An 11,758-nucleotide genomic window follows, 5' to 3' on the forward strand; every position below is an offset into this window, starting at 1 on the left:
TCCAATATTGTCCCCAATATAGCGTGATATCCAACCTGTTCACAACCCGATAGCTCACATTGTATCGATACAATGTGACAAGAAAGGAGTCACCTCATGACCATTGAATGGTACGCCACCCTGTTTGGCTTCGCCCTGCTCACCTGCGGCACCCCGGGGCCCAACAATCTGATGCTGACGGCATCCGGCGCCAACTTCGGGGTACGCCGTACTCTGCCACACCTTATCGGGGTGGTGGTGGGCCAGCCGGTATTGCAACTGGTGCTGGCGCTGGGCTTCTATCCGCTGTTCGAACGCTGGCCCCTGCTCAAGGTGAGCCTGCAGGTGCTGGGCAGCCTCTATCTGCTGTGGCTGGCCTGGCGCATCGCGGTGGCCGGTGCCCCCGGCGACCCGGCAAGTCGTGCCCGCCCGCTGACCCTGCTGGAGGGGCTGGGCTTCCAGTTCCTCAATCCCAAGGCCTGGATGATGGGCATCTCCGCCATCAGTCTGTTCAGCCTGCCGGGGAGCGACTACTGGCCGAGTCTGTGGGGCATCATGTCGGTCTTCCCCATGGCGGGGCTGCCGGTCTGCTTTGCCTGGGTGCTGTTCGGTCATCAGCTCAGCCGCTGGATCAACTCGGACAAGGGCTGGCGCCGTCTCAATGGCAGCCTGGGGGCCCTCACCGCCCTGTGCGTGGTGATGCTCTGGTATTAATGGTTGCCTGATTATTCATGCAAAGAAAATGCATTGCCGACCTTGTCGTCAGGGCAGAGGCTCTGCATATTAGGAGGCTTGCCGCGCTCTTGCCGCACTAAAGGATGAGATTGAGATGGATCTGAACTGGTTGTTCCCCCTGGCGGGCTTTGCCCTGATCACCTGTGGCACCCCCGGCCCCAACAACATGCTGCTCACCAGCGCCGGGGCCGCCCAGGGATTTCGCCGCTCCATTCCCCTGCTGGTGGGGGTGGTGGGGGGCATCAACCTGATGATCCTGGCCACGGCCCTGGGGCTGGGGGTGATGTTCGAGAAGGTGCCGCTGCTGCACGACGGCCTCAAGCTGGTGGGCTCTGCCTACCTGCTCTGGCTGGCCTGGAAGGTGGCCAATGCCAGCGGCCCGGCGGACGGCAGCCGACCGCTCATCCCGGCCCATCAGGGGGCCATGCTGCAACTGCTCAACCCCAAGGCCTGGATGATGGCGCTCTCCGCCATCAGCGGCTTCACCCTGGCGGGGGAGGCTTACTGGCCGTCCGCTGGCTGGGTGCTCGGCATCTTCTTCGTGACCGGCCTCTACACGGGGGCCTTCTGGGTGCTGTTCGGTGCCCAGGTGCGTCGCCTCATCCGTACCGCCAGAGGCTGGCGTCGTTTTAACCTCGGCATGGGGATCGCCACGGCGTCCTGCGTGCTGATGATCTGGGTTTAGGCCTTGGCCTGAGCCTTTACCGGCTGTCTTGTTGGCCCTTCGGGGCCTTTTTTGTTTCGTCGGCGGCGCGGCATGACGCTCGCGTCGCCCGGTGCCAGCGTGGTGGCAAGGAGGGTTCATGAAATGTATCGGTCTGCTGGGTGGCATGAGCTGGGAGTCCACCGTCAGCTACTACCAGGCGCTCAACCGGGGTGTGCGGGCGCGGCTCGGCGGTCTGCACTCGGCGCGGGGGCTACTCAATAGCGTCGATTTTGCCGAGATAGAGCGGTTGCAACATGCCGGTGACTGGCCCGCCACCGCCCGTCTGCTGGCGGCCGAGGCCCGCGCACTCCAGGCCGGTGGCGCCGATTTTCTGATGATAGGCACCAACACCATGCACAAGGTGGCCCCCGAAATTGAAGCCGCCATCGAGATCCCGCTGCTGCACATCGCCGACGCCACCGCCCGCCGCCTGCAGGCAGACGGGGTGACTCGGGTCGGCTTGCTCGGTACCCGCTTCACCATGGAGCAGGATTTCTACAAGGGGCGGTTGGAGGCGCAGTTCGGACTGGAGGTGCTGGTGCCCGCAGAGGAGCAACGGGAGCGGGTGCATCGCATCATCTATGACGAGCTCTGTCTTGGGCAGATCCATGAGCCATCGCGGGCCGAATACCTGGCCATCATCGCCGAGCTGGCCCAGGCCGGGGCTCAGGCCGTGATCCTGGGCTGCACCGAAATCGCCCTGCTGGTGGGGGAGTGCCAGGCCGCCGTGCCGCTCTACGACACTACCGCCATTCATGCCGACGCCGCCGTGGCGTGGGCGCTGGAGTAGGGCAGAGAGAGACAGAATCCGTGGAGGCGCTGCGGCGTCTCCCCTCCTCTTGCCGTCATCCTCCCCGATCCTGACTGTGAGTCAGCCTTCACTTCAGCAAGCCGATTGACGCTTTTATTGTCAAACGGCTCACATTTCCTCCTTTTGTCCCTTGAGTCCGACACGTCGGGCGCCTAGGTTTCGATAACTGAAACGATTCAGCTATCACCAAAAACAAGAGACACGAGGATAAAGCCATGTTGAAGAAACTCTCCATTGCCGTGCTGCTCGCCCTGGGCGCGAGTTCTGGCCAGGCCGCCGAATTCTTGCTGACCGACGCCCAGCAGGGACTGGATGTCGGGGACTGGAAGATCACCAGCGACAAGCTGGGGATCAAGAGCCCGGTACCCTTCTCCATCGAGAAGAAACGCCTGCACGGCGGGCGTCAGGAGGGGGTGGATCTGCTCATCGTCGACAACGGGGTGATGAAGATCACCCTGGTGCCGACCCGTGGCATGGGGATCAAGGAGGTCAAGGGGGCCGATCTGCGCCTGGGTTGGGATTCCCCGGTCAAGGAGGTGGTCAACCCGGCCTTCATCGATCTGGAGAGTCGCGCCGGTCTGGGCTGGCTCGATGGCTTCAACGAGATGTTGGTGCGCTGCGGCTACGAGTGGACCGGTCACCCCGGGGTGGATGACGACGGCCGCCTCAAGAGCCTGCACGGCCGGGTGCAGAACATACCGGCGTCCGTGGTCAGCGTGACCGTGGACGAGGAGCCGCCCTACGCCATCCACGTGCGGGGCCGGGTGGACGAGCGCACCTTCAAGATGAGCGAGCTGGTCACCTGGACCCAGCTGAGCGTGGTACCCGGTCAGGCGGAATTTGCCCTGCAGGACAAGCTGACCAACCACGCGGACTACGAGAACGAGTACCAGATCATCTATCACGGCAACTTCGGGGCGCCGATCCTGGAGGAGGGGGCACATGTCAGCACGCCGGTGAAGCAGATCTCTCCGTTCAACGACTACGCCAAGGCGGGACTCAAGGGCTGGCAAACCTATCTGGGGCCCACCAAGGGCTTCGACGAGATGGTGTTCAACCTGGTGCCCTACAGCGATGCCGAGGGCAACACCCTGGCGGTGCTGAACAACAAAGCGGGCAGTGCCGGGGTGGCGGTGGGTTACAACACCAAACAGTTACCTGTGCTGACGCTCTGGAAGAACACAGACACCCGGGCCCAGGGCTATGTGACCGGCATAGAGCCCGGTACCAGCTATGCCTACAGCACCAAGTACCAGCGCCCGCTGGGGCTGGTACCCAAGATCCAGCCGGGGGAGACCAAGACCTTCGACCTGACCTATCGCCTGCTGCGTAATGGGGAGGAGGTGAAGCAGGCCCTGGCCCAGGTGGAGAAGATCCAGGCCGGCCGTCCCACCGAGCTGCGGGAGCAACCCCTGGTCAAGCTGCCCTGAGTGGCAGGTAGACAGCAAAAAGCCGCTCCATGGGCGGCTTTTCTTCATGCCAGATGAGGGATCAGCCGTGGCTGGCCTCAGACATGGCTGTACATGGCCTCGATCTCGCTCTGGTACTTGGATTCGATGATCTTGCGGCGCAGCTTCATGGTGGGGGTGATCTCCCCGAGCTCCATGGAGAAGGCGCTCGGCAGCAGGGTGAACTTCTTCACCTGCTCGAACTTGGCCAGCTCTTTTTGCAAGTTAGCAATCCGTGCCTCGAAGAACTCCACCACCTTGGAGTGGCGCAGCAGCTCGGTCTTGCACTGGTACTGCAGGTTGATGGAGCGGGCATACTCCTCCAGGGACTCGAAGCAGGGGACGATCAGCGCCGAGACGAAGTGGCGGGCATCGGCGACGATGGCGATCTGCTCGATGAAGCGATCCTTGCCGAGGGTGCCTTCCACCAGCTGCGGCGCCACGTACTTGCCGTTGGAGGTCTTCATCAGCTCCTTGAGGCGCTCGGTGAAGTAGATGTTGCCCTGGTCGTCGAGCTCGCCGGCATCGCCGGTACGCAGGAAGCCATCCGCAGTCATCACCTCGGCGGTGGCGTCCGGCTTGTTGTAGTAGCCGCGCATCACGGTCGGTGAGCGCACCAGTAGCTCGTTGTTCTCGCCGAGTTTGACTTCTATGCCGTCCATGACGGTGCCGATGGAACCCAGCTTGAACTGGCTGTCCTCGTAGCAGCAGACGGTGGCCGTGGTCTCTGTCATGCCGTAGCCGTACTTGAGGTTGAACCCCATGGCCTGGAAGAAGAGGTTGACGTCGTCCGCGAGGCGAGCACCTGCCACCGGCAGGAAGCGGGTGCGGCCGCCGAAGCGGGCACGCAGCTTGCGAAACACCAGCCGCTCGGCCAGAGCCAGCTGCAGGTAAAGCAGGGGGGAGGCGGACTTGCCGGCCTGGCGGGTGGCGACCATCCGCTTGCCGACCCCGGTGGCCCAGCCGAACAGGGCGCGGCGCATGCGCGGTGCCTGGGCAACTTTGGCCTGGATCATGGCGTAGGCCTTCTCGTAGAGACGTGGTACGGCGCACATCACTGTGGGCTGCACCTCGCCAATCACTTCCATCACCTTCTGCGGATCGCGGATATAGACGTTCTCGGCGCCGCAATAGAGCACGTAGTAGCTCCAGGCGCGTTCGAACACGTGGCTGAGCGGCAGCATGCAGAGGGAGACGTCCTGCTCGCCAAGATCCAGGCGGCGGTCGTGCATCTCGAAGCAGGCGGCGATGTTGGCAAAATCGAGCATGACTCCCTTGGGTTCACCCGTGGTGCCCGAGGTGTAGATCAGGGTCAGCAGATCATCCATGCGGTAGTGCTGCTCGCGCACCCTCAGCGCCTGCTCGCTGGGCTGATGGTTGCCGGAGACCAGGAAGGTCTGGAAGTGGCTCGCCTGCTCGCAGCCGCGCAGATCGACGGTGCCGTCCAGGGTGACTATCTGGTTGATCTCGCCACTCTTGAGCAGCAGGAGCGCCTGATCGAACTGGGGCTGCTCCCCCACGAACAGCAGCTTGATGCCGGCGTCCTTTACGATGTAGCGCAGCTGTTCGAGCGTGCTGGTGGGGTAGATGGGCACGCTGACGCCACGGGCGGCGAGGATGCCGAGATCGGCCTGGGTCCACTCCGGCATGTTGCGGGCATAGAGGCCGACCATCTCGGTGGGCTGGTGGCCGGCGCGGATCAGCGCCTGGGCGCAGTAGTCCATGGCCTGGCCCAGGGTGCGCCAGCCGATGGCGCGCCACTGGCCATCCTGCTGGACGCGCAGGGCGGCCTTGTTGCCAAGGCGGGCAATACGCTCACGCATCACTCTAACCAGATGAAGCTGCGACATCTAAATCATCCTCAAGTAACAGTTGTGCGCCCGCAGGGGCACTAAAATCGGGGCTGGAGTTTAAACTCTAACATTACAGCTTACAAGTGTGCGCCATTTGTCCTGGATCACAAAGTCGTCAACTCAGGGAGAGTCAGGCATGATAAGGACAAGGGTCGGATTCATTCAGGGAGTAGCGCCATGGGGATCGGGGTCAAGAGTCTGTTGACGGGCATGTTGTTGCTGCTGGCGGGAGCCGGTGCACTCTGGTTTGTCCTTGGCGGATCAGGGGAGCAGGACAACCCCTGGCTGAGCGGGGCCGAGGGTTATGAGCAGGCGCAGCGGCTGGCGCTGAGCGAAGGATACCCCTTGCTCTACGTGATAGAGCGCGCCAAATGCCGACGCTGCAAGGCGCTCAATAACGAGCTGTGGCGCGCCCCCGAGATGCAATCCGCCCTGGCGGGGCTGGCCAAGGTGCGGCTCAACCCGGATGCGGGGGATGGCAGCGAGCACATACTGCGGCGCTTCCCTCAGGTGGCGACCGCGCCCGGCATCTATGTGCAGCGACCGGGAGAGCCGCTTAGGCCCATCAAGGTGGCGGTGGATATCCAGCAGATCTGGATGCCAGGGGTCACCTACGGGCGCGGCTTCTTCATGCCGCTCTCGGGGGCCGCCTTCGAGGCGGTGCTGAGGGTCACCCTCAGCCTGGAGGATCCCTCCATCGACAATGCGCCCCTGCCCTGAGGGGCGAGTGCGGTGCCGGGATGTACAGAGCGACAAGGGGGCGGCATGCCCCCTTGTCCGTTGTGGATGGCCTTCTGACCCAAGCCGAGGGGGATCAGCCGAAGTCGAACAGGCGGGACATCAGCACGGCGTCTTCCCTGTCCTGGCCGGTGCCGTAGTAGTCGGCGCGGCGGCAATACTCGGCAAACCCCTCGCTCTCGTAGAGGCCGATGGCGGTGCGGTTGCCCGCCCGCACCTCCAGAAACCAGGCCTCGGCCCCCTTCGCCTTGCTGCGGGCCAGATATTCCTTGAGCAGCGCCCGACCCAGCCCCTTGCCCTGAAACTCGGGGTGCACGCAGATGTTCATCAGCGAGCTGTCTCCCGCCACCAGATCCGAGATATAGAAACCGGCGGGACGGCCCTCCACCAGCATCAGGCCGTTGAGATAGCGCGGCCCGAAGCAGGAGAGCAGGTTGGCCTGGCTCCAGGGCTCCTGGTGGGCGGCCCGCTCTATGGGATAGATGGCATCGAAATCGGATTCGAGCAGGGGACGAAAGCTGGGCAAGAGGTTAGACATGGTTACTCCGGACGGGATTCGGACTTGCGACGGACGGCATGGTCATGCCATGGTCGTGGCTTCAAGGATCTTGGCGGCTGGCCGGTTCAACCGGGCTGGCGCTGCCGGCACTGCTGCCAGAGGGCGCGCTTGTGCGCAGCGCCTGGCTTGAGCGGGCAGACCAGGGCATGGGGCCAGCGCGGATCCGGCGCCGTCAGCCAGAGCAGGGGAGGTGTCACCCCCTCGGGCAGCTCGCCGAGCAAGGAGACCTCGTCCGTGCCTATGCCTAGCCACTGGCAGATATCCCCGAGCAAGGAGGGCGCGGGCAGCGCCTCGGCCTGCAGCCACAGCTTGCCGGTCGGCATTGCCACCGGCTGGCGTGGGGTCGCCGCATCCGCTGCCGCCAGGGTCACCGGCGGCTGCCGGGTTGCCGCAGCGTCTGCCGGTTGGTCTGGCAGGCCCCTGGCTCTCAGTTGCCAGAGGGGGATGCCCATCCGGGCCAGGATGCGCTGACGCAGTGGGTCCAGCAGGGGATCTTGCATGCGAAGGCTCACTCTTGATCTGCATTGGGGTAAATTCTGATGCGCAGAGTACACTCTCGCAGGTTTTGCTGCACCCCCTTGCGTGCCGGGATTGTCCCGCCGGGGCCGTACGATCTCGACCCCGACCGCGGGATGAGCAGATTCAACAGACCATGACAGTGAGGCGGGGCCAGAGGCCGGACCCCGTGGACACTATGACCATACCAGCTTCGGAACTGTGCCTATGCCGCCTTTAGCCCAGAATACTGTTCGTGCCACCCCCATCCATGAGCGCCTGCCACGGCTGCTGGCCGCCCTCGGGGAGGGGCTGTATGAGCGCCAGGACGCTCTGCGGCTCGGCCTGCTGGCGGCCTTGAGTGGCGAGAGCGTCTTCCTGCTGGGCCCCCCGGGCATCGCCAAGAGCCTGATCGCGCGGCGCCTCAAGCTCGCCTTTCACGATGCCCGCCACTTCGAATACCTGATGACCCGCTTCAGCACGCCGGAGGAGGTGTTCGGCCCCCTCTCCATCCAGGCGCTCAAGGAGGATGGCAAGTACCTGAGACTGACTCACGGCTACCTGCCGGAGGCCGAGGTGGTGTTTCTCGACGAGATTTGGAAGGCGGGCCCGGCCATCCTCAACACCCTGCTCACCGCCATCAACGAGCGGCAGTTCCGCAACGGCGACAGCCAGCACCCCATTCCCATGCGGCTGCTGGTGACCGCATCGAACGAGCTGCCCGCCCCGGACAGCGGGTTGGAGGCGCTCTACGATCGCATGCTGGTGCGGATCTGGATGGACAGGGTGCAGGAGAAATCCAACTTCCAGGCCATGCTGGCGAGTGATGGCCAATCCCACCAGAACCTGACGCCCTCGGTGCAGATCCGGGGGGAGGAGTACGAGGCCTGGCAGGCGGAGATCGAGCAGGTGCGCCTGCCCGACGCCTGTTTCGAACTCATCTATCAGCTGCGCCAGCAGCTCGACAGCCAGCTCGGTCACGGCTGCTATGTGTCGGATCGGCGCTGGAAGAAGGCGGTCAGGCTCATCAAGGCGAGCGCCTTCTTCAACGGTCGCGACGAGGTCGCCCCGCTGGATCTGCTGCTGTTCAAGGATTGCCTCTGGCACGACGAGGCCTCCCGCACCGCCTTGCTGGAGATGATCGGCGAGTTCTCCCGCCTCTACGGTTACCAGCAACTGGTGCTGACCCGTGAGCTGCTGGCCCTGCGCGAGCGGTTCAAGCAGCTCAAGGGGGCCGTCGCCCAGCGCCTCGGCTGCAAGGCGGTCAAGCGCAAGCAGTGGTTCGGTCGCCGCGCCCGCGGCACCGAGTTGCCGCTGGCCAACGCCAAACCGTTCGGCAAGCAGGTGCACTTCCACCTGCTCACCCCGGCGCCCCTGGATGGCGGGGATCCCGAGCGCCTCACCGAGACCCTCACCTTCGATCGCACCCTGCTCTCCCACTGGCACCCCACCGGGGAGGCGCTGGTGGGCTGGCCCCTTGGCAACCCCAAGGAGGGGCACTACGAGCTGGTGCTCGACGAGCAGTTGCGGCTGCAGGTACTGGATGTCCAGCGTCAGCCCGTGCCCCTGGTGCTGGTGGAGCGAACCCCCATCCCCGAGGTGGTGACGGCCCCCTGGCAGACCGAGCTCGGTGAGCTGGCGAGCCAGGTTGTCCGGGTGCAGCAGAGCCTCAAGGGGCAGCGCAGCCTGTTCGATCGTCACCAGCCCCACCTGTTTGTCGGGGAGCACTGGCTGCGCCAGGTGGAGGACAGCTTCTTCGTGCTGAACCGGGACCTGGAACGGCTGGGCGAGGAACTGAAGCAGTGGCGGGATCGCCTGCCCAGGCTCGATGCCTGATGCGCTCCGAACTGACGCCGCCACCAGCCCTTGGCCGCCTGCCATACCGGCAGGATGACGCCGTGGGCCCCTTGCATAGGGAGTGCCCATGCTAGAGATCGGCATGATGGATCTGGGGCTGCTCATCGGCGAGGGGGAGCTGGCGGGGGAGATGGCGCTGCTGCTGGCGTCCACCCCCAAGATCTCCGAATTCCTCAAACGCTCCCCGCTGCAGGGGAAGCTGCTGAAAAAACGCATACAGACCTGGAGCGAGCAGCTCGGCGAGGAGATGCGCCACAAGCCGGTGCCGGTGGCGCTGGAGCAGGAGTACCTGCTCTATCAGGCCCACAGATTGCTGCCCCTGCCCGAGCTGGTGGGGCGGCTACCGGCCCTGCTGGAGGCGCTGGAGCAGCACAGCCCCTTCGCCGGGGATGCCCGCAGCCTGGTGCGCCAGATCATGGTGCAGCCGACCGAGGGGCTGCGTCAGCTGTTCGTGGAGAAGTGGCGGGCCAGCCTGGTGGGCAGCCTGCTGCAGTTGCAGCAGCAGATCGCCGAAGCGGAGCGGGAGAAGCAGCGCCAGGAGATAGAGAATCAGCTGCTGGCGAACCGGACCCTGGCCGATGCGCTGGATCCGCACCAGATCTCCGCCGGGGGACTCTGGGATCTGGCCCAGGGCAGCTGGCACAAACGCAGCCTGGTGCTGGTGCAACAATATGCCCGCATGTTGCAGCGCGAACCCCTGCTGGGGGAGATAGCGGCCCTGCTGGGGCGCAGCGAGCGGGACAGGCGAACCGACGCCCGGACGCTGCCCCCTGTGCCTATGCACGAGCTGGAAGAGGTGCAGACCGACGACGTACCTGACGATCTGGTGGGGGTGCACCCGGCCAGCGATCTGATGCGCCTCTTGCCGAGCGAGGCGGTGATGCTGGCCTTGCCGGAGCTGGAGCTGGAGTTCTATCGCCGTTATCTGGAGCGGCGCCTGCTGAGCTATCAGTCGCGGGGCACATTGCCGCGCCAGCGCCTGATGCAGCGCTCCCCGGAGCAGGGGGGACAGGAGGTGCAGCCGCGCGGCCCCTTCATCGTCTGCGTCGATACCTCGGGCTCCATGGGTGGCTATCCGGAGGAGTGCGCCAAGGCACTGTTCCTCGCGCTGCTCAAGGTGGCGATGGACGAGAAACGGGGCTGCTATCTCATGTTATTTTCCACCGAGGTTGCGACGCTCGAGATCACCGCCGACACCGGGCTGGACAAGGCGGAACGCTTCCTCTCCATGAGTTTCCACGGCGGCACCGATCTGGTGCCCTGCCTCGAGCAGGCGCTGGTACAGCTCGAGCAACCGGATTTTGCCAGGGCCGACGTGCTGGTGATCTCCGACTTCATCGCCCAGAGTCTGCCCCATGCCCTGCTCGATCGGATGAACCGGCGGCGAGCGCAGCAGACCCGCTTCCACGCCGTCGCCATGTCCAGGCACGCCAAATCGGCGATCCTGCGGGTGTTCGACAACAGCTGGCTGCTGGACTGCGGTCTGCGTGGCCGCCTGCTCAGGCGCTGGCAACGCAGCTAGGGACGGGTTGGCGCCGCTCCGGTGTCAGATACCGGTCCTGTGATAGAGACCCCGTTCGCTGACCTGATCCTGATCCAGCAGCGGCTGGCCGCTCGGCTGGGCGATATGAAATCCCCGTTTGCCGCTGCGTTTGACCTTGTACATGGCCTGATCGGCCCGGGCCAGCGCCGTGCTGAAATCATCCTGAGGCCGGATGGCCGCTATCCCCATGCTCAGGCCCACGGCCGCCTCCCCATTGGGCAGCTCGAACGGAGTGGCGATGGCATCGATGCATTGACGGGCCAGGTGGCTGGTGCGGGGATCCTCGCTCGGCCAGGGCAGCAACAGCACGAACTCATCCCCCCCGAGCCGACCCAGTCTGACCTCCTCACCACAGCAGTGGCGCAGCCGCTGGCTGAGGGCCACCAGCAGCTCGTCGCCGGCGCGGTGGCCCAGGTTGTCGTTCACCTGCTTGAAGTCATCGAGATCGATGAAGCAGATGGCCCTGCATTCCCCGGGGAACTGGCGGTGCAGGGCGGTGCGATTGAGCAGGCCGGTGAGGGGATCCCGGTGTGCCAGCTGGGCCAGCTGCTGCTCGTACTCCTTCTCGTGGGTGATGTCGATGTGGGTGCCCATCACCCGCAGCGGGTTGCCCTGCTCATCCCGCTCCACCACCCGACCCCTGTCCAGCACCCAGGTGGTCTTGCCATCCTTGGCGATCATCCGGTGCATCACCTGATAGAAGGGGCTCTTGCCCTCCAGATGGTCGAAGAAGGCCTGCAGCACCCGCTCCCTGTCTTCCGGGTGCAGGTGTTCACGCCAGGTGTCGAAGTGGGCCGACAGCTCCTTGGGCTGATAGCCGAGCATGGATCCCCAGCGCCGGTTGAAGATGATGAGCTTGCCGGTGGGAACATGGTTCTGCCAGATGCACAGGCCGGTGCCGTCCATGGCGGCATCCAGCTTCTCCCGTGCGTCATCCGCGATGCGTTTGAGGCGCTCGTTCTCCAGCAACAACCTGTCGTAAGCCTCCCGCAGCTCCTCGTAGGTCATTCATCATCCCTTCCCTTGTATCAGTT

General features: G+C 64.6%; 11 protein-coding genes. 7 read left to right on the top strand and 4 right to left on the bottom strand.

Annotated features, from left to right (window positions below):
• Positions 1 to 96: 96 nt before the first annotated feature.
• From KI797_RS03515 to KI797_RS03530, 4 genes are all read left to right on the top strand, one after another.
• Entirely contained in the window at positions 97 to 693 is a 597-nt protein-coding gene (locus tag KI797_RS03515) for a LysE family translocator (RefSeq protein WP_182787640.1), read from the top strand.
• Positions 694 to 808: 115 nt separating this feature from the next.
• Positions 809 to 1,399 (top strand): LysE family translocator, encoded by a 591-nt coding sequence (locus KI797_RS03520; RefSeq protein ID WP_226171453.1) that lies wholly within the window; start codon positions 809 to 811, stop codon positions 1,397 to 1,399.
• 118 nt (positions 1,400 to 1,517) lie between these two features.
• Positions 1,518 to 2,210, top strand: coding sequence for an aspartate/glutamate racemase family protein (locus KI797_RS03525; protein WP_226171455.1), 693 nt, complete (start codon positions 1,518 to 1,520; stop codon positions 2,208 to 2,210).
• A 236-nt stretch (positions 2,211 to 2,446) separates the two neighbouring features.
• Positions 2,447 to 3,661 (top strand): aldose 1-epimerase family protein, encoded by a 1,215-nt coding sequence (locus KI797_RS03530; RefSeq protein WP_226171456.1) that lies wholly within the window; start codon positions 2,447 to 2,449, stop codon positions 3,659 to 3,661.
• 77 nt (positions 3,662 to 3,738) lie between these two features.
• Here KI797_RS03530 and KI797_RS03535 read toward each other — a convergent pair whose 3' ends face one another.
• Positions 3,739 to 5,529, bottom strand: coding sequence for an AMP-dependent synthetase/ligase (locus KI797_RS03535; protein ID WP_226171458.1), 1,791 nt, complete (start codon positions 5,527 to 5,529; stop codon positions 3,739 to 3,741).
• 180 nt (positions 5,530 to 5,709) lie between these two features.
• Here KI797_RS03535 and KI797_RS03540 point away from each other — a divergent pair, with 180 nt between their 5' ends.
• Positions 5,710 to 6,252 (top strand): thioredoxin family protein, encoded by a 543-nt coding sequence (locus KI797_RS03540; RefSeq protein WP_226171459.1) that lies wholly within the window; start codon positions 5,710 to 5,712, stop codon positions 6,250 to 6,252.
• A gap of 94 nt (positions 6,253 to 6,346) precedes the next feature.
• Here the strand turns inward: KI797_RS03540 and rimI are convergent, their stop codons facing one another.
• Positions 6,347 to 6,796: a ribosomal protein S18-alanine N-acetyltransferase gene (gene rimI, locus KI797_RS03545; protein ID WP_139439695.1), complete on the bottom strand. Its 450-nt coding sequence runs from the start codon at positions 6,794 to 6,796 to the stop codon at positions 6,347 to 6,349.
• Positions 6,797 to 6,894: 98 nt separating this feature from the next.
• A complete protein-coding gene (locus tag KI797_RS03550) occupies positions 6,895 to 7,329 on the bottom strand; it encodes a hypothetical protein (RefSeq protein WP_226171460.1) in 435 nt (144 codons plus the stop codon).
• Between the two features lie 223 nt (positions 7,330 to 7,552).
• Here KI797_RS03550 and KI797_RS03555 point away from each other — a divergent pair, with 223 nt between their 5' ends.
• Together KI797_RS03555 and viaA are read left to right on the top strand one after the other, a co-directional pair.
• Positions 7,553 to 9,160 (top strand): ATPase RavA domain-containing protein, encoded by a 1,608-nt coding sequence (locus tag KI797_RS03555; protein ID WP_226171461.1) that lies wholly within the window; start codon positions 7,553 to 7,555, stop codon positions 9,158 to 9,160.
• A gap of 88 nt (positions 9,161 to 9,248) precedes the next feature.
• Positions 9,249 to 10,703, top strand: a complete 1,455-nt coding sequence (gene viaA, locus KI797_RS03560) for an ATPase RavA stimulator ViaA (RefSeq protein WP_226171462.1) — start codon at positions 9,249 to 9,251, stop codon at positions 10,701 to 10,703.
• A 24-nt stretch (positions 10,704 to 10,727) separates the two neighbouring features.
• Here viaA and KI797_RS03565 read toward each other — a convergent pair whose 3' ends face one another.
• Entirely contained in the window at positions 10,728 to 11,732 is a 1,005-nt protein-coding gene (locus tag KI797_RS03565) for a sensor domain-containing diguanylate cyclase (protein ID WP_226171463.1), read from the bottom strand.
• Between the last annotated feature and the right edge of the window lie 26 nt (positions 11,733 to 11,758).

This window comes from Aeromonas media (genome assembly GCF_020423125.1).
GTDB lineage: Bacteria > Pseudomonadota > Gammaproteobacteria > Enterobacterales > Aeromonadaceae > Aeromonas > Aeromonas media.

What these genes read in the sequence shown, in the direction of transcription:
- KI797_RS03555 (WP_226171461.1), top strand. Translation starts at nt 7,553, where the DNA reads ATGCCGCCTTTAGCCCAGAATACTGTTCGTGCCACCCCCATCCATGAG.
- viaA (WP_226171462.1), top strand. Translation starts at nt 9,249, where the DNA reads ATGCTAGAGATCGGCATGATGGATCTGGGGCTGCTCATCGGCGAGGGG.
- KI797_RS03530 (WP_226171456.1), top strand. Translation starts at nt 2,447, where the DNA reads ATGTTGAAGAAACTCTCCATTGCCGTGCTGCTCGCCCTGGGCGCGAGT.
- KI797_RS03515 (WP_182787640.1), top strand. Translation starts at nt 97, where the DNA reads ATGACCATTGAATGGTACGCCACCCTGTTTGGCTTCGCCCTGCTCACC.
- KI797_RS03525 (WP_226171455.1), top strand. Translation starts at nt 1,518, where the DNA reads ATGAAATGTATCGGTCTGCTGGGTGGCATGAGCTGGGAGTCCACCGTC.
- KI797_RS03540 (WP_226171459.1), top strand. Translation starts at nt 5,710, where the DNA reads ATGGGGATCGGGGTCAAGAGTCTGTTGACGGGCATGTTGTTGCTGCTG.
- KI797_RS03535 (WP_226171458.1), bottom strand. Translation starts at nt 5,529, where the DNA reads ATGTCGCAGCTTCATCTGGTTAGAGTGATGCGTGAGCGTATTGCCCGC.
- KI797_RS03520 (WP_226171453.1), top strand. Translation starts at nt 809, where the DNA reads ATGGATCTGAACTGGTTGTTCCCCCTGGCGGGCTTTGCCCTGATCACC.
- KI797_RS03550 (WP_226171460.1), bottom strand. Translation starts at nt 7,329, where the DNA reads ATGCAAGATCCCCTGCTGGACCCACTGCGTCAGCGCATCCTGGCCCGG.
- KI797_RS03565 (WP_226171463.1), bottom strand. Translation starts at nt 11,732, where the DNA reads ATGACCTACGAGGAGCTGCGGGAGGCTTACGACAGGTTGTTGCTGGAG.